This window comes from Ottowia sp. VDI28, assembly GCF_049532675.1.
Lineage (GTDB): Bacteria > Pseudomonadota > Gammaproteobacteria > Burkholderiales > Burkholderiaceae_C > Ottowia.
The window spans coordinates 5,855,984-5,870,243 of the sequence record NZ_CP149820.1; the positions used below are offsets into that span (position 1 = coordinate 5,855,984).

At 64.1% G+C, this 14,260-nt stretch carries 14 protein-coding genes and 2 pseudogenes; 7 read left to right on the top strand and 9 right to left on the bottom strand.

The annotated features are described in order from the left end of the window. The first annotated feature begins 70 nt into the window (after positions 1-70). From ureA to ureC, 4 genes are all read left to right on the top strand, one after another. Positions 71-373 (top strand): urease subunit gamma, encoded by a 303-nt coding sequence (ureA, locus tag WJU18_RS27780; protein ID WP_423457314.1) that lies wholly within the window; start codon positions 71-73, stop codon positions 371-373. Between the two features lie 38 nt (positions 374-411). Beyond that, complete coding sequence (locus WJU18_RS27785) at positions 412-1,026, top strand: HupE/UreJ family protein (protein ID WP_423461114.1); 615 nt, start codon at positions 412-414, stop codon at positions 1,024-1,026. Between the two features lie 7 nt (positions 1,027-1,033). After that, on the top strand, positions 1,034-1,339 hold the full coding sequence (locus WJU18_RS27790) for an urease subunit beta (protein ID WP_423457315.1): 306 nt from the start codon (positions 1,034-1,036) through the stop codon (positions 1,337-1,339). A gap of 166 nt (positions 1,340-1,505) precedes the next feature. Next, a complete protein-coding gene (gene ureC / locus WJU18_RS27795; RefSeq protein WP_423457317.1) occupies positions 1,506-3,224 on the top strand; it encodes an urease subunit alpha in 1,719 nt (572 codons plus the stop codon). A 33-nt stretch (positions 3,225-3,257) separates the two neighbouring features. On the opposite strand, the gene WJU18_RS27800 is transcribed toward ureC, so the two are convergent. Further along, positions 3,258-3,791: a gamma-glutamylcyclotransferase family protein gene (locus WJU18_RS27800; protein WP_423457319.1), complete on the bottom strand. Its 534-nt coding sequence runs from the start codon at positions 3,789-3,791 to the stop codon at positions 3,258-3,260. Positions 3,792-3,881: 90 nt separating this feature from the next. Here WJU18_RS27800 and ureE point away from each other — a divergent pair. From ureE to ureG, 3 genes and pseudogenes are all read left to right on the top strand, one after another. Further along, a pseudogene (ureE, locus tag WJU18_RS27805) lies at positions 3,882-4,418 on the top strand (urease accessory protein UreE); the annotation flags it as partial. Continuing rightward, the gene (locus tag WJU18_RS27810; RefSeq protein WP_423461115.1) at positions 4,411-5,124 is read left to right on the top strand and encodes an urease accessory protein UreF; all 714 of its coding nucleotides are present in this window, start codon (positions 4,411-4,413) and stop codon (positions 5,122-5,124) included. The pseudogene ureE and the gene WJU18_RS27810, both read left to right, overlap by 8 nt. Next, the gene (gene ureG / locus WJU18_RS27815; RefSeq protein WP_423457321.1) at positions 5,121-5,786 is read left to right on the top strand and encodes an urease accessory protein UreG; all 666 of its coding nucleotides are present in this window, start codon (positions 5,121-5,123) and stop codon (positions 5,784-5,786) included. Before WJU18_RS27810 ends, ureG begins: the two co-directional genes overlap by 4 nt. A gap of 32 nt (positions 5,787-5,818) precedes the next feature. Here ureG and WJU18_RS27820 read toward each other — a convergent pair whose 3' ends face one another. From WJU18_RS27820 to murG, 8 genes and pseudogenes are all read right to left on the bottom strand, one after another. Beyond that, positions 5,819-5,995 (bottom strand): hypothetical protein, encoded by a 177-nt coding sequence (locus WJU18_RS27820; RefSeq protein WP_423457323.1) that lies wholly within the window; start codon positions 5,993-5,995, stop codon positions 5,819-5,821. A 17-nt stretch (positions 5,996-6,012) separates the two neighbouring features. Next, positions 6,013-6,935: pseudogene (lpxC, locus tag WJU18_RS27825) on the bottom strand (UDP-3-O-acyl-N-acetylglucosamine deacetylase). A 124-nt stretch (positions 6,936-7,059) separates the two neighbouring features. Beyond that, positions 7,060-8,274: a cell division protein FtsZ gene (gene ftsZ, locus WJU18_RS27830; RefSeq protein ID WP_423457324.1), complete on the bottom strand. Its 1,215-nt coding sequence runs from the start codon at positions 8,272-8,274 to the stop codon at positions 7,060-7,062. A gap of 146 nt (positions 8,275-8,420) precedes the next feature. Further along, positions 8,421-9,650 (bottom strand): cell division protein FtsA, encoded by a 1,230-nt coding sequence (ftsA, locus tag WJU18_RS27835; protein WP_423457326.1) that lies wholly within the window; start codon positions 9,648-9,650, stop codon positions 8,421-8,423. 34 nt (positions 9,651-9,684) lie between these two features. Continuing rightward, positions 9,685-10,476, bottom strand: coding sequence for a cell division protein FtsQ/DivIB (locus tag WJU18_RS27840; RefSeq protein ID WP_423457328.1), 792 nt, complete (start codon positions 10,474-10,476; stop codon positions 9,685-9,687). A 61-nt stretch (positions 10,477-10,537) separates the two neighbouring features. Then, the gene (locus WJU18_RS27845) at positions 10,538-11,521 is read right to left on the bottom strand and encodes a D-alanine--D-alanine ligase (protein ID WP_423457329.1); all 984 of its coding nucleotides are present in this window, start codon (positions 11,519-11,521) and stop codon (positions 10,538-10,540) included. Further along, a complete protein-coding gene (murC, locus tag WJU18_RS27850; protein ID WP_423457331.1) occupies positions 11,522-12,940 on the bottom strand; it encodes a UDP-N-acetylmuramate--L-alanine ligase in 1,419 nt (472 codons plus the stop codon). After that, positions 12,937-14,004 carry an undecaprenyldiphospho-muramoylpentapeptide beta-N-acetylglucosaminyltransferase gene (gene murG, locus WJU18_RS27855; protein WP_423457332.1) on the bottom strand — a complete coding sequence of 356 codons (1,068 nt, stop codon included), beginning with the start codon at positions 14,002-14,004 and terminating at the stop codon, positions 12,937-12,939. The genes murC and murG overlap by 4 nt, the downstream gene beginning before the upstream one ends. Positions 14,005-14,260: the final 256 nt, after the last annotated feature.

Genomic DNA, 14,260 nt, shown 5'->3' on the forward strand with positions numbered 1-14,260 from the left:
AACCTGCCCTCAACCCTTCAGTCGTGCACGCTCCCAGACCGCTGGCACGCCCCTTGCACGCCTCAAAGTCATGGAACTCACTCCCCGCGAAAAAGACAAGCTGCTGATCTTTACCGCCGCCCTGTTGGCCGAGCGGCGCAAGGCGCGCGGCGTCAAGCTCAACTACCCGGAAGCCGTGGCGCTGATCAGCGCCTTCGTGATGGAGGGCGCTCGCGACGGCCGCACCGTGGCCGAGCTGATGAGCGCGGGACGCACCGTGCTGACGCGGGAAGACGTGATGGAAGGTGTGCCCGAGATGATTCCCGACATCCAGATCGAGGCCACCTTCCCCGATGGCACCAAGTTAGTGACGGTGCACGAACCGATCGCCTGAACCGCCAGCTGTTTCCTGATCACTCTCCCATGCGCACCATGAAAATCAACAAACCGATCCTCTTCTCGGCCGCCATGGCCGCCTTGCTGCCCCTGTCCGCCCTGGCGCATACCGGTGCTGATGGCGGCCACCATCACGATGGGCTGAGCAGTTTCTTCCACGCGCTCATGCATCCTTTCACCGGGGCCGACCATCTGGCCGCCATGCTGGCTGTAGGGGTCTGGAGCGCGTTGACGGTCACCCCCGCATGGCGAGCGCCCGCGGCCTTCGTGGCGCTGCTGGTGGCTGGCGCCCTGGCAGGCTTCGCAGGCCTGTGGATTCCTGGTGTGGAGCCCATGATCGCCGCATCCGTCCTGGTGCTGGGCCTGCTGGTGGCGGTGCAGAAGCAGATGCCATGGGTGCTGGCGGCGGCCCTGGCAGGCGTGTTTGCCTTCTTCCATGGTGCGGCGCATGGCCAGGAGCTGGCGGCCGACAGCGCGCAGGCGGCGCTCGCGGCACTGGCAGGCATGGCGCTGGGATCGGCTGCCCTGCATATCGCGGGGATCGCGCTGGGCCGCGCGGTCATGCAACGCCATCAATGGCTGGCCAGGCTCGGCGGCGGGGCTACAGCCTTGCTGGGCGCGTTCATGCTGGCCCGTCTGGCGGGAGGGTGAGGCGGCCATGATTCCCGGTGAACTCTTGATAGACGAGGGCGCGCATACGCTCAATCCCGGCCGCGAGGTCACGACGCTGGTGATCCAGAATGCCAGCGACCGCCCGATCCAGGTCGGCTCCCACTACCACTTTGCGGAGACGAACGCCGGATTGGTTTTCGACCGCCAGGCGGCCCACGGCAAGCGCCTGAACATTGCCAGTGGCATGGCTGTGCGCTTCGAGCCCGGCCAGCAACGCACAGTGGAGCTGATCGACATCGGCGGAGACCGGCAAATCTACGGCTTTCGGGGCCTGATTCAAGGAGCGCTTTGAGATGAAATTCCCCCTGAGTCGCTCACGCGCCGTCCCCCCAGGGGGACGCACCCAGCGGCCTGGCAAAGCCAGCTCCGCGGCTGCTCTGGCACGGCCTGCTCCGCGGCCATTCAAGCTTTTACGTTTCATGCGGCCCAGGCGGCGCGCAGCGCAATGGGTAACTAAGATGGCCACAATGGACAAACGCGCCTACGCGGAAACCTTCGGCCCCACGGTGGGAGACCGCGTGCGGCTGGCCGATACCGAGCTGATCGCCGAAGTCGAAAGAGACTACACCCTTGCCGCCGGCGGTTATGGCGAGGAAGTGAAGTTTGGCGGCGGCAAGACCATTCGCGACGGCATGGCGCAGAGCCAGCGCAGCCGCGCACAAGGGGCGATGGATACGGTGCTGACCAACGCACTGATCATCGACCACTGGGGTATCGTGAAGGCCGACATCGGCCTGAAGGATGGCCGCATTGCAGCCATCGGCAAGGCCGGCAACCCCGACACCCAACCGGGCGTGGACATCATCATCGGGCCCGGCACGGAAATCATCTCGTGCGAAGGCCATATTGTCACCGCGGGCGGTATCGACACCCATATCCACTTCATCGCCCCGCAGCAGATTGAAGAAGCGCTGACCAGCGGCGTGACCACCATGATCGGCGGCGGCACCGGCCCCGCCACGGGCACCTTTGCCACCACCTGTACCCCCGGCTCCTGGAACATGGAGCGCATGTTGCAGGCGGCCGACGCCTTTCCCATGAACCTCGGTTTTCTGGGCAAGGGGAACGCCAGCCTGCCTCAGGGCCTGCATGAACAGATCAGCGCCGGCGCGATCGGGCTGAAGCTGCACGAGGACTGGGGCAGCACACCCGCCGCGATCGACAACTGCCTGACCGTAGCCGAAGAGACCGATACGCAGGTAGCCATCCACACCGACACGCTCAACGAGAGCGGCTTCGTGGAAGACACTGTGGCCGCCTTCAAGGGCCGCACCATCCACACCTTCCATACCGAAGGCGCGGGCGGCGGCCATGCCCCGGACATCCTGAAAGTGGTGGGCGAGGCCAATGTGCTGCCCAGCTCCACCAATCCCACACGTCCCTACACCATCAACACACTGGACGAGCATGTGGACATGCTCATGGTCTGCCACCACCTGGACGCGGCCATTGCCGAAGACCTGGCTTTTGCGGAAAGCCGCATCCGCAAGGAAACGATTGCGGCGGAAGACATCCTGCACGACATCGGTGCCATCAGCATGTTCAGCTCCGACAGCCAGGCCATGGGCCGCGTCGGCGAGGTGATTCTGCGCACATGGCAGACGGCGCACAAGATGAAGCTGCAGCGTGGCGCCTTGCCGGGTGACGGCGCGCGCAACGACAATTTCCGCCTCAAGCGCTACATCGCCAAGTACACCATCAACCCCGCCATCGCGCATGGCATCAGCCATGAGGTGGGCAGCCTGGAGGTGGGCAAATGGGCAGACATCGTGATCTGGAAGCCCGCCTTCTTTGGCGTCAAACCCGCCTGCATCCTGAAGGGGGGCTTCATCGCCATGGCCGCCATGGGCGATCCGAACGCCTCGATTCCCACCCCGCAGCCCGTGCACTACCGTCCCATGTTCGGCGCCTTCGGCGGGGCCATTGCCAGGACGTCCCTCACCTTTGTCTCCAAAGCCGGACTTGCCGCTGGCATTGGCCAGCGCTTTGGCCTGCGCAAGACGCTGGCCGCCGTCAAGGGCATACGCGGTGTGCAAAAGCGCGACATGGTCCACAACGATCTGGCGCCGCGCATGGAGGTCGATGCCCAAACCTATGCCGTGCGCGCCAATGGCGACCTGCTGACCTGCGAACCCGCGGCCAGTCTGCCCATGGCGCAGCGGTACTTTCTGTTCTGAGGCCGCTTAGAACGTGTCTACGATCATTACGCCTTACCCTGGATCCCGTGGCGTCTCGGCGGACTTGGCCGTATTGAGCTGAAAGGCGGTCGCCGGATGTTGCACGCCTTTGTCGCCAAACCATTGCAGCCAGTCATGGGCGGCAATCAGCGGCGCTTGCGCCACCGTGGCCGGCAGGGCCTCATACACCAGCAACTCCAGCATCTGCGTACCGCCTCCGGGCAGAGCGACGGGCAGGGTCATGATGCGCTTGGCGTATTCACCCACATCCGTGGGCCAGAGGCCCTCGATCCCGTCCAGCGCCTGCTCCAGCGCGGCGTCGATAGGATAGACCTCGGCCAGTACCTGCTGCGTGCCCTGCAACCGCAGACCCGGGTAGTAGCCCAGATCATGCAGGGTGCCGGTCAGCATGGTGCGCCCGGCGCTCAGAATGCCCGGGCGCAACCGCGCAATGTCGTTCACGCCACCGGCACGCAAAGTGCCGTAGACGGCCACATGGCGGGCGCCGCATGGCTGCCAGCCGGTATGCGCGGATTTGGCAGAAGGAAGGTCGGGAGAAGTTGACATGTTTGTCATGCTATAGCTTTGCAATGGCAAGTGTGGTGCAAGAACCAAGCCAACTTGCCCGGCTTTTTCCTCAAGAACTGAAAGAACACCATGTTGACCGTCAATAAGCTGCTGGCCCAGGGACAAGGCCTCTCTCCCGCTCTGCTCAAACGTGCGGCGGTCGTGGAACTCGACTGGGACGTGCGCCAGAAAAGCCGTTTTTCGACGACCGACAGCCAGGGGCGGAATCTGGCCATTTTCCTGCCGCATGGCCAGGCCGTGCGGGGAGGCGATGTGTTGGTCGCCGAAGACGGCAGCCTGATCCGCGTGCTGGCCGCACCTCAGAAGGTAATGCGCATCACCGCCTGCGCGGAACACGGCTCACCCTTTGACCTGACCCGGGCCGCCTATCACCTGGGCAACCGCCATGTACCAATCGAGATGCGGCCCGATCATCTGAAGATCGAGCCGGACCATGTGCTGGCGGACATGCTGCGCGCCATGCACATGACCGTGGTCGACGCCGAGTTGCCCTTCGAGCCCGAAGGCGGCGCTTATGGAGGCCACGTGACCAATGATGGGCACAGCCACCATCACCACGGGCATTCTCATGGACATTCGCACGGGCATTCTCACGGCCATGAGCACTGAGGACGTCTCCTCACCCGACGCGCTTCTGCAGCTGATGTGGTTGGCCTCGCCGGCCCTGCCCATTGGCGGTTTTTCTTACTCAGAAGGGCTGGAGGCGGCCATCCACGCCGAGCTGGTCACGACGGAGGCCGAGGCCGCCGACTGGCTGGTACAGCAGCTGCACCTGACCCAGGCGCGTGGAGACATGGCGGCCGTTGCCCAGGCGCTCCCCGCCTGGCGCCATGGCGACAGGCCCCGCGTGGAGGCGCTCAATGACTGGGTACTGCACACCCGCGAGAGCAGCGAGCTGCGTCTGCAGACCGAACAGATGGGCCGCTCACTGACCGACTGGCTGCGCAATCAGCATGCGGAAAATCCGGGGCGCAGCGGCTGCGTGGCCCAACTGGCGGCGTTGTCGCGGCGGCGGCCCACCTACCCCATCGCGTTCGCGCTGGCAGCGGCGTTCATCCAGGCGCCTGCGCAGCAGGCTCTGCTCTCCTATACCTTCGGCTGGGCCGAGAACATGGTGCAGGCAGCCATCAAGGCCGTGCCGCTGGGCCAAAGTGCCGGTCAACGCATTCTGGCGCGCCTGACCCAGGAAATTCCCGCCGCCGTGGCGCATGCCGAGACCTTGCCGGACGAGGCGCGCCAGGCCTTTTCACCCATGCTGGCCATTCTCTCGGCCCGGCATGAACATCAGTATTCGAGACTGTTCCGATCATGACCTCTTCAGCGCTTCACCATATTCAACACCGCACCAAAAAGCTGCCGCCATTGCGCGTGGGCATCGGCGGCCCGGTAGGCTCGGGCAAAACCACCATTCTGGAAATGCTGTGCAAGGCGATGCGGGACAAATGGGATCTGATCGCCATTACCAATGACATCTACACCAAGGAGGACCAGCGCCTGCTGACCATCAGCGGTGCGCTGCCGCCTGAACGCATCATGGGTGTGGAAACAGGAGGATGCCCGCACACGGCCATCCGTGAAGATGCCTCGATCAACCTGGAAGCCATTGACCGCATGCTGGCACAGTTTCCTGATGCGGACATCGTCTTCATCGAATCCGGCGGTGACAACCTGGCCGCCACCTTCAGCCCGGAGCTATCAGACCTCACGATCTATGTGATCGACGTGGCCGCAGGCGAAAAGATTCCGCGCAAGGGCGGCCCGGGCATCACCAAGAGCGACCTATTCGTGATCAACAAGACCGATCTGGCACCTTATGTGGGCGCGAATCTGGATGTCATGCGCGAAGACACCGTGCGCATGCGCACCACGCCCAGGGAGCTGAAGCCCTTTGTCATGACCAACCTGAAGACCTTGCAGGGGTTGGATGAGGTGGTGGAATTTATCGAGAAGCGGGGGTTGTTGGTGGCGGATTGATATTTCGGTAAGAACGTGTTCACGATCTAAGCTCAAAACACCCGCTCGGCGATCAATACGGCAAAGAAGCCGAGCGCGGCGAGGATAGTCCACTTGAGGACGATCCAGCCCAGGCGCTTGTAGCGCTGCTGCCCTGTCGCAGCGTAGTAGGCAAAGCAAACCCCTGCGACCAGCAGCGCCAACAGGATGATCCACCGGAAGAGCAGCATGCCGCGGCCCGCTCAGTTCACCAGGCCCGCGTCAGTTGCGCGAAGCCGGCAGGCGCTTTTTCTCGTCGGGGAAAGTGACGATGTCGTACGCGTCCGGCTGATCCAGCAGCTCGCGCAGCAGCCGGTTGTTCAGCGCGTGGCCCGAGCGGAAAGCACTGTAGGCCGCCAGCATGGGCTTGCCGATGCAGTACAGATCGCCGATGGCATCCAGGATCTTGTGCTTGGCGAATTCCTCGTCGTAGCGCAAGCCATCGCTGTTGAGGACCTTGTAGTCATCCATGACGATGGCGTTGTCGAGCCCGCCCCCCAAAGCCAGCCCGCTGGCGCGCATCATTTCCACATCCCGGCTGAAGGCAAAAGTCCGGGCGCGGGCGATGTCCCGGCTATAGCGGCCGGAGCCCATGTCGAACTCAACGCACTGCGCGGTCGAATCGACCGCGGGATGGTCAAAATCGATCTCGAAACTGAGCGTGAAGCCATGGTGCGGCGCCAGGCGCGCCCACTTGAGCTGAGGCCCCTCGCCTTCGCGGACTTCCACCGCCTTTTTGACGCGAAGAAATTTTTTAGGCGCGTTTTGCAGCTCGATGCCTGCACTTTGCAGCAAATAGACGAAAGATGAGGCCGAACCATCGAGGATCGGCACCTCTTCCGCCGTGATGTCTATGTAGAGGTTATCCAGCCCCAGACCCGAGCAGGCAGACATCAGGTGCTCGATGGTCCGCACCTTGGCATGGCCGCTCGAGATGGTCGAAGCCAGGCGCGTGTCGGTGACCGATATGGCGCTCACGGGAATATCGACCGGCTCCACCAGATCAATACGGCGAAACACAATGCCGGTATCCGGCGGCGCGGGGCGCAGAGTCAGTTCCACCCGCTCGCCGCTGTGGAGGCCGACGCCGACCGCGCGCGTGAGCGATTTCAAGGTGCGTTGCGAAAGCATGGCGTATTTTAAGTTTTGATGACCGAGGCTTTGCACTCAAGGGTTGTTCGGCTCACGCCTCCTCAGAGCATTGAAGCCGCCCGAAGGCGGCTTCAATTTCTCACATCGCGAGATTTTCCGGCGATCAGTCTGCCTGCTTGCGCAGGAAGGCCGGGATCTCGAAATCGTCCATGCCGCCCGAAGACAGGGCGTCGACGCGTGCAGCCGCGTGGGTGCGGTCTGCCGGCTTGCGCCACACGCTGGGCACGCTCATCTGGCCGTAGTCCTGGGCCGAACCCATGGCGCCCGGCGCGTTGGCGGTCGGCATGGAGAACGGCACGTTGTCGGTCCCGGTGCGCAGGCCGCCCTGCACCACGGTGATCGGCTGGCGGCGCACGCCCTGGCGGGAGAGGCCGGTAGCCACCACGGTGACACGGAGGTCATCGCCCAAGCCATCGTCGTAGGCGGTGCCGTAGATCACGTGAGCATCGGGCGAAGCGTAGGCACGGATGGTGTTCATGGCTTCGCGCGATTCGCTCAGCTTGAGCGAACCCTTGGCGGCGCTGATCAGCACCAGCACGCCCTTGGCGCCGGACAGATCCACACCTTCCAGCAGCGGGCAGGCCACGGCCTGCTCGGCGGCGATGCGGGCCCGGTCGGGACCGCTGGCGACAGCCGTGCCCATCATGGCCTTGCCGGGCTCGCCCATGACGGTGCGCACGTCTTCGAAGTCGACGTTCACGTGGCCGGGCACATTGATGATCTCGGCGATGCCGCCGACCGCGTTCTTCAGCACGTCGTTGGCATGCGCGAAGGCTTCGTCCTGGGTGATTTCGTCGCCCAGCACTTCAAGCAGCTTCTCGTTCAGCACCACGATCAGCGAATCGACATTGGCCTCGAGCTCGGCCAGGCCGGTTTCGGCGTTGGTCATGCGGCGGCCGCCTTCCCAGTCGAAGGGCTTGGTGACCACGCCCACGGTGAGAATGCCCATGTCCTTGGCGATGCGGGCGATCACCGGCGCTGCGCCGGTGCCGGTGCCGCCGCCCATGCCGGCGGTGATGAACAGCATGTGCGCGCCACGGATGGCTTGGCGGATGTCATCGCTGGCAGCTTCGGCAGACTCACGGCCCTTGTCGGGCTTGCTGCCCGCGCCCAGGCCGCTGGTGCCCAGTTGGATCGTGGCGTAAGCCTTGGTGCGGCTGAGTGCTTGCGCGTCGGTGTTGGCGCTGATGAACTCCACGCCATTGACATTGCGCGAGATCATGTGATCGACGGCGTTGCTGCCACCGCCGCCCACCCCGATCACTTTGATCTGGGTGCCCGCGTGAAATCCGTCCGTTTCAATCATCTCGATGCTCATGATGTCACTCCTTGTCTGCCTGCAGTTGCCGTAAATGGGAAAAAAATTGAAATTGCTGTTGTTTTCATTGACCTGATGCGCTTATGCACTTACTACCGCGAGGGTCCAGGTCGGGGGCCCCGTGCTCTGCCAGAAGCTTGCCGTCATTAAAAGTTCCCCACAATGAAGTCCTTGAAACGACCGAAGGCGGTTTTCATGCCACCGCTTTTCTGGGCCACCTTGAATCCGCGCAGGCGAGCCTGGCGGGCTTCTTCCATCAACCCCATGACCGTGGCCGCGCGCGGCTGGGCCACCATGTCCGAGAGCGCGCGCGAGTACTTGGGAATGCCCCGTCGCACGGGCTTGAGGAAGATGTCTTCGCCAAGCTCCAACATGCCGGGCATCACGGCGCTGCCGCCAGTGAGCACCACGCCGGAGGAAAGCACTTCCTCGTAACCGGATTCGCGGATGACCTGCTGCACCAGCGAAAAGATCTCTTCCACGCGCGGCTCGATCACACCGGCCAGCGCCTGCTTGGACAGCATGCGTGGCGTGCGGTCGCCAAGACCCGGCACTTCGACCTGCGTTTCGGCGTCGGCCAGCAGTTGCTTGGCAAAACCGTGTTCGACCTTGATGTCCTCGGCGTCCATGGTGGGCGTGCGCAACGCCATCGCGATGTCGCTGGTGATCAGATCACCCGCGATGGGAATCACCGCCGTGTGCCGGATGGAGCCACCCGTAAAGATGGCCACATCAGTGGTACCCGCGCCGATGTCGACGCTGACCACGCCGAGTTCACGCTCGTCGTCGGTCAGCACGGCCTGGGCCGACGCCAGCGGGTTGAGCATGAGCTGATCGACATCCAGCCCGCAGCGGCGCACGCACTTGATGATGTTCTCGGCCGCGCTTTGCGCGCCGGTGACGATGTGCACCTTGGCCTCCAGGCGCATGCCGCTCATGCCGACCGGCTCGCGCACGTCCTGGCCGTCGATCACGAACTCCTGCGGCTCGACCAGCAGCAAGCGCTGGTCGCTGGAAATATTGATCGCCTTGGCGGTTTCGACCACGCGCGCGACATCGGTGGGCGTGACTTCCTTGTCCTTCACCGCCACCATGCCGCTGGAATTGATGCCGCGGATATGGCTGCCGGTGATGCCGGTATAGACGCGGGCGATCTTGCAGTCGGCCATCAGCTCGGCCTCTTTCAGCGCCTGCTGGATGCTGGCGACCGTGGCGTCGATGTTGACCACCACGCCGCGCTTCAAGCCATTGCTCGGCGCCACGCCGAGACCAGCGAGCTTCAGGTCTCCGCCGGGCAGCACCTCGCCCACCACCACCATGATCTTGGCGGTGCCGATATCGAGGCCGACGATCAGATCCTTGTACTCTTTTGCCATTGTTTCACCAGTATCTTTTTGCTTTCAGCTTCGCTCATCTTCTCGGCAGCGCGCCCGCGGCATCCGGACGCATGGTCGTGACGCCGCGCAAGCGCAGCGCATAACCGGACGAATGCCGCAGATCAGCGGATGCAATGGCATCCGGACCACGCTGATGCCGTGCCGCCACTTCCCCCACCGTGCTGACAAACTGCGCCAGCCGCGCCTTCAATTCCTCCGGCGAGCCTTGCCCCAACTCAATGGTGGCTTCGTTCTCCAGCTCGACACGCCAGTTGCCGCGCGCCTCAAGCGCCAGTTCGGCCACGGGCTGCTGGAGCGGCTTGAGCACCGGCGCCAGCAACGCGTACATCTGCAGCACTTCGGCCGCACGCCCATCGGGGCCAAGCAGGCGAGGCAGATCGTCGTCGGCTGCGTCGGCATTGGCTTCGAAGACCTCGCCCTGCATATTGACCATGTGCGTGTCTTCTTCTCCCCAGAGCGCGACCGGCACGTGTTCTTGCAGGATCACGTTGAGCTGGTTGGGAAATACGCGCTGCACCATGGCCTTGCGTACCCAGGGGGCCGACTGGAAAGCGGCCCGTGCGGAATCCAGATCGAGCGTGAAGAAGTTGCCGGACAGGCGCGGCGCCACGGTAGCTCGCAAACTGGCCGGGCTGTTGTGCGCGGTGTCGCCCTCGACCGTGATGCGGCCGATGGAAAATGCCGGATTGCGCAGCCCCCACCACAACCCTGCCGCCAGGCAGGCGAGCAGCAGAATCGTGACCAGGATGGAAGTGGTCAGGTTCATCAACCGCACGTCCAGCGGCAAAGCCAAGGCATTGGTCACTGAATAACCTCCGTGCTTCGCACCGCGGCGCGAGCTTGCTTGGGGCGGCCTGGCGCGGCGCTCATGCATTCATCTCCGCTGAAGGTTTCGCAGGATAGTCAAGCGCCGCCGCCGCAAGCAGTTGCAGGCACAGATCTTCGTAGCTGATGCCTGTGGCCTTGGCCGCCATGGGCACCAGCGAATGGCTGGTCATGCCAGGAGATGTATTGGCCTCGAGGAGATAGGGCGCGCGCGTGGCGGCATCAATCATGACGTCGATCCGGCCCCAGCCCCGGCAGCCCAACAGCCGGTAAGCCTTGAGCACCAGCGCCTGGATGGCTTCTTCCTCGCCCGGCGGCAGATCGCAGGGCACGCGGTATTCGGTGACGTCGGTGAAATACTTGTTCTGGTAGTCGTACTGGCCTTCGGGCGCCACGATGTGAATCAAGGGCAGCGCGCGTGCATTGTCACCAGACCCGACCACGGCGCAGGTGACTTCGTCACCGGAGATGAATTGCTCGCACAGGATGTCGGCATCCATCGCCGCGGCGGCATCGACGGCATCCTGCATCTGCGAGTAGCCCATGACCTTGCTCACGCCCAGCGACGAGCCTTCGCGCGCGGGTTTGACGATCAGCGGCAAGCCGAGCTCATCAGGAATGGTCCGCACATATTCCCGTGTGCACTGGCCCCGGTGCAGCAGCACGTGGCGCGGCGTGGGCAGGCCTTCGGCCGTCCATACGCGCTTGGTCATGGCTTTGTCGATCGCCATGCTGGAAGCCAGGACGCCTGAGCCCGTGTAGGGAATGCCCATGAGTTCCAAGGCGCCTTGCACTGTACCGTCTTCGCCGTAGCGGCCGTGCAGCGCAATGAAGCAGCGCGCGAAACCCTGGCGGCGCAGTTCATCCATGCCTTTTTCGGCCGGATCGAAGGGATGCGCATCGACACCGCGGCTTTGCAGCGCAGCGAGAACACCCGCGCCGGACATCAGCGAAACCTCACGTTCCGCCGATTGCCCACCCATGAGGACAGCCACTTTTCCGAATTGAACGCCAGGGTGTGTCATTTAGCGCGAATTATGCTCTATTTTTTGTAGCAAATCAACGATTTTCGCCGGTACGGCGCCAATCGAACCAGCCCCCATACACATGACGACATCGCCGTCCTGCGCCTGCTCCGCCACCGATGCGGGAAGATCCGCAACGTCGGCCACGAAGACAGGTTCGAGCTTGCCAGCGACGCGCAATGCGCGCGCCAGTGAACGGCCATCCGCCGCCACGATCGGCTCTTCGCCGGCGGCGTAGACCTCGGTCAATATCACGTGGTCGGCCATGCCGATGACCTGCACGAAGTCCTCGAAGCAATCGCGCGTGCGGGTGTAGCGGTGTGGCTGGAACGCCAGCACCAGGCGGCGTCCGGGGAAGGCGCCGCGCGCGGCGGCCAGCGTGGCGGCCATCTCCACCGGGTGATGGCCGTAGTCGTCGATCACCGTGAAAGTGCCGCCGCCCTTGGCCGGAAGTTCACCGTAGCGCTGAAAGCGCCGGCCGACGCCCTTGAATTCAGCCAGCGCTTTCTGCACCGCCGCATCGGGCACATTCAGCTCGACCGCGACGGCGATGGCCGAGAGCGCATTCAGCACGTTGTGTTCACCAGCCAGGTTCAACATCACATGCATATCAGGCAGTTGCACGCCGTTGCGGCGCTGCACAGTGAAATGCATCTGGCTGCCAACGGCCCGCACATCCACAGCGCGCACCTGCGCATCCGCAGAAAAACCATAGGTGGTCACCGGGCAGGCCAGATTGCCCGCGATCTCGCGCACTGCCGGACTTTCCAGGCAGAGAATGGCCGTGCCATAGAACGGCATGCGGTGAAGGAAATCGACAAAAGCTTTCTTGAGCTTGCCGAAGTCATGGCCGTAGGTTTCCATGTGGTCGGCGTCGATGTTGGTGACGACGGCCATCACGGGCAGCAGGTTCAGGAACGAAGCATCCGACTCATCAGCCTCCACCACGATGTAATCGCCCGAACCCAGGCGCGCATTGGCACCCGCGCTGTTCAGGCGCCCGCCGATGACAAAGGTGGGATCGAGCCCCGCCTCGGCCAATACACTAGCGACCAGGCTCGTGGTGGTGGTCTTGCCATGCGTGCCTGCAATGGCCACGCCCTGCTTGAGGCGCATCAATTCGGCCAGCATCATCGCGCGAGGCACCACGGGGATGCGCTTTTCGCGCGCGACCAGCACCTCGGGGTTGTCTGCCTTCACCGCCGTGGACGTGACCACGGCATCCGCGCCTTCGACGTGCGCGGCCTCATGCCCGATAAAGGTCTTGATGCCCAGGGCCTCCAGCCTCTGCAAGGTGGCGCTGCCCGAGAGATCGGAGCCCGAAATGGTGTAGCCCAGGTTGTGGAGCACCTCGGCGATGCCGCTCATGCCCGAGCCGCCGATGCCGACAAAATGGATATGGCGAATCGCGTGTTTCATGCGGCCAACTCCTCGCAGGCTGCGACGATGTCCTGCACAGCATTCGTTTTCTTCATGGCTCCAGATTTCTCGGCAAGCGCGACCAGCGTGGCGCGCTCCGTCTTGCGCAGCAGTTCGGCCAGGCCGGCGGGTGTCAGGTCGCGCTGCTGGATCAGCCAGGCAGCCTCCTGATCAGCCAGGAACTTGGCATTGGCGGTCTGGTGATCATCGACCGCCGCGGGGAAAGGGACGAACAGCGCCGCCGCACCGATGGCGGCGATCTCGCTGACCGTGGTGGCGCCGGCACGGCAGATCACGAGATCGGCTTCGGCGTAGGCGGCGGCCATGTCGTCGATAAAGGGCACGAGCGTGGCCTCGACTCCCGCGGCCTCATAGGCCGCGCGCAAGGCATCGATCTGCTTGGCCCCGCTCTGGTGGGTCACTACCGGACGCTGCCCAGGATCGATCATGGCCAGCGCCTGCGGCACTACGTCATTCAGAGCCTTGGCGCCCAGGCTGCCACCCACGACCAGCAGCCGCAGCGGACCTTTGCGGCCGGCAAATCGCTCGGCTGGAGGCGGGTACTGCGTGAATGCGGCACGCAGCGGGTTGCCGACCCACTGCACTTTTCGCGCTTTGGGCAGCACCTTGGGAAATGCCGTGAACACACGGTCAGCCACGCCGGCCAGAATCTTGTTGGCCATGCCGGCCACCGAGTTCTGCTCGTGGAGCACCAGCGGCTTGTTCAGGGCCACGCCCATCATGCCGCCAGGAAAGGTGATGTAGCCGCCGAAAGCCACCAGCACATCCGGCTTGACGCGGCGGATCACACCGATGCTCTGGCCGAATGCGCGCAGCAGGCGCAGCGGCAACAGCAGCAGCGTTTTCAGACCTTTGCCACGCACACCGCCAAACTCGACGGATTCAAAGGCGTAGCCGCGCGGAGGCACGAGCTGGTGCTCCATGCTGCCCGGTGCGCCGAGCCAATGCACACGCCAGCCGCGTTCGCGCAGCCCATCAGCCACCGCGAGACCCGGGAAAATATGGCCGCCCGTACCGCCAGCCATCACGAGAGCGCAGGGCATGGCCCCCACGCTCTCCGCTACGCGTGGTTCGCTGCCCCCCGAGAGGGCCTTCGCGCCTTGGGGCGGCCCGGCGACGACATTCATAGCCCCCACGCTCCCCGCTACGCGTGGTTCGCTGCCCCCCGAGGGGGCCTTCGCGCCTTGGGGCGGCCCGGCGACGACATTCATAGCCCCCACGCTCCCCGCTACGCGTGGTTCGCTGCCCCCCGAGGGGGCCTTCGCGCCTTGGGGCGGCCCGGCGACGCTCATCACCTTC

Bases quoted from the DNA above. Each gene is read 5' to 3' on its own strand.
- ureA (WP_423457314.1), top strand. From the start codon at position 71: ATGGAACTCACTCCCCGCGAAAAAGACAAGCTGCTGATCTTTACCGCC.
- WJU18_RS27785 (WP_423461114.1), top strand. From the start codon at position 412: ATGAAAATCAACAAACCGATCCTCTTCTCGGCCGCCATGGCCGCCTTG.
- WJU18_RS27790 (WP_423457315.1), top strand. From the start codon at position 1,034: ATGATTCCCGGTGAACTCTTGATAGACGAGGGCGCGCATACGCTCAAT.
- ureC (WP_423457317.1), top strand. From the start codon at position 1,506: ATGGCCACAATGGACAAACGCGCCTACGCGGAAACCTTCGGCCCCACG.
- WJU18_RS27800 (WP_423457319.1), bottom strand. From the start codon at position 3,791: ATGTCAACTTCTCCCGACCTTCCTTCTGCCAAATCCGCGCATACCGGC.
- WJU18_RS27810 (WP_423461115.1), top strand. From the start codon at position 4,411: ATGAGCACTGAGGACGTCTCCTCACCCGACGCGCTTCTGCAGCTGATG.
- ureG (WP_423457321.1), top strand. From the start codon at position 5,121: ATGACCTCTTCAGCGCTTCACCATATTCAACACCGCACCAAAAAGCTG.
- WJU18_RS27820 (WP_423457323.1), bottom strand. From the start codon at position 5,995: ATGCTGCTCTTCCGGTGGATCATCCTGTTGGCGCTGCTGGTCGCAGGG.
- ftsZ (WP_423457324.1), bottom strand. From the start codon at position 8,274: ATGAGCATCGAGATGATTGAAACGGACGGATTTCACGCGGGCACCCAG.
- ftsA (WP_423457326.1), bottom strand. From the start codon at position 9,650: ATGGCAAAAGAGTACAAGGATCTGATCGTCGGCCTCGATATCGGCACC.
- WJU18_RS27845 (WP_423457329.1), bottom strand. From the start codon at position 11,521: ATGACACACCCTGGCGTTCAATTCGGAAAAGTGGCTGTCCTCATGGGT.
- murC (WP_423457331.1), bottom strand. From the start codon at position 12,940: ATGAAACACGCGATTCGCCATATCCATTTTGTCGGCATCGGCGGCTCG.
- murG (WP_423457332.1), bottom strand. From the start codon at position 14,004: ATGCCCTGCGCTCTCGTGATGGCTGGCGGTACGGGCGGCCATATTTTC.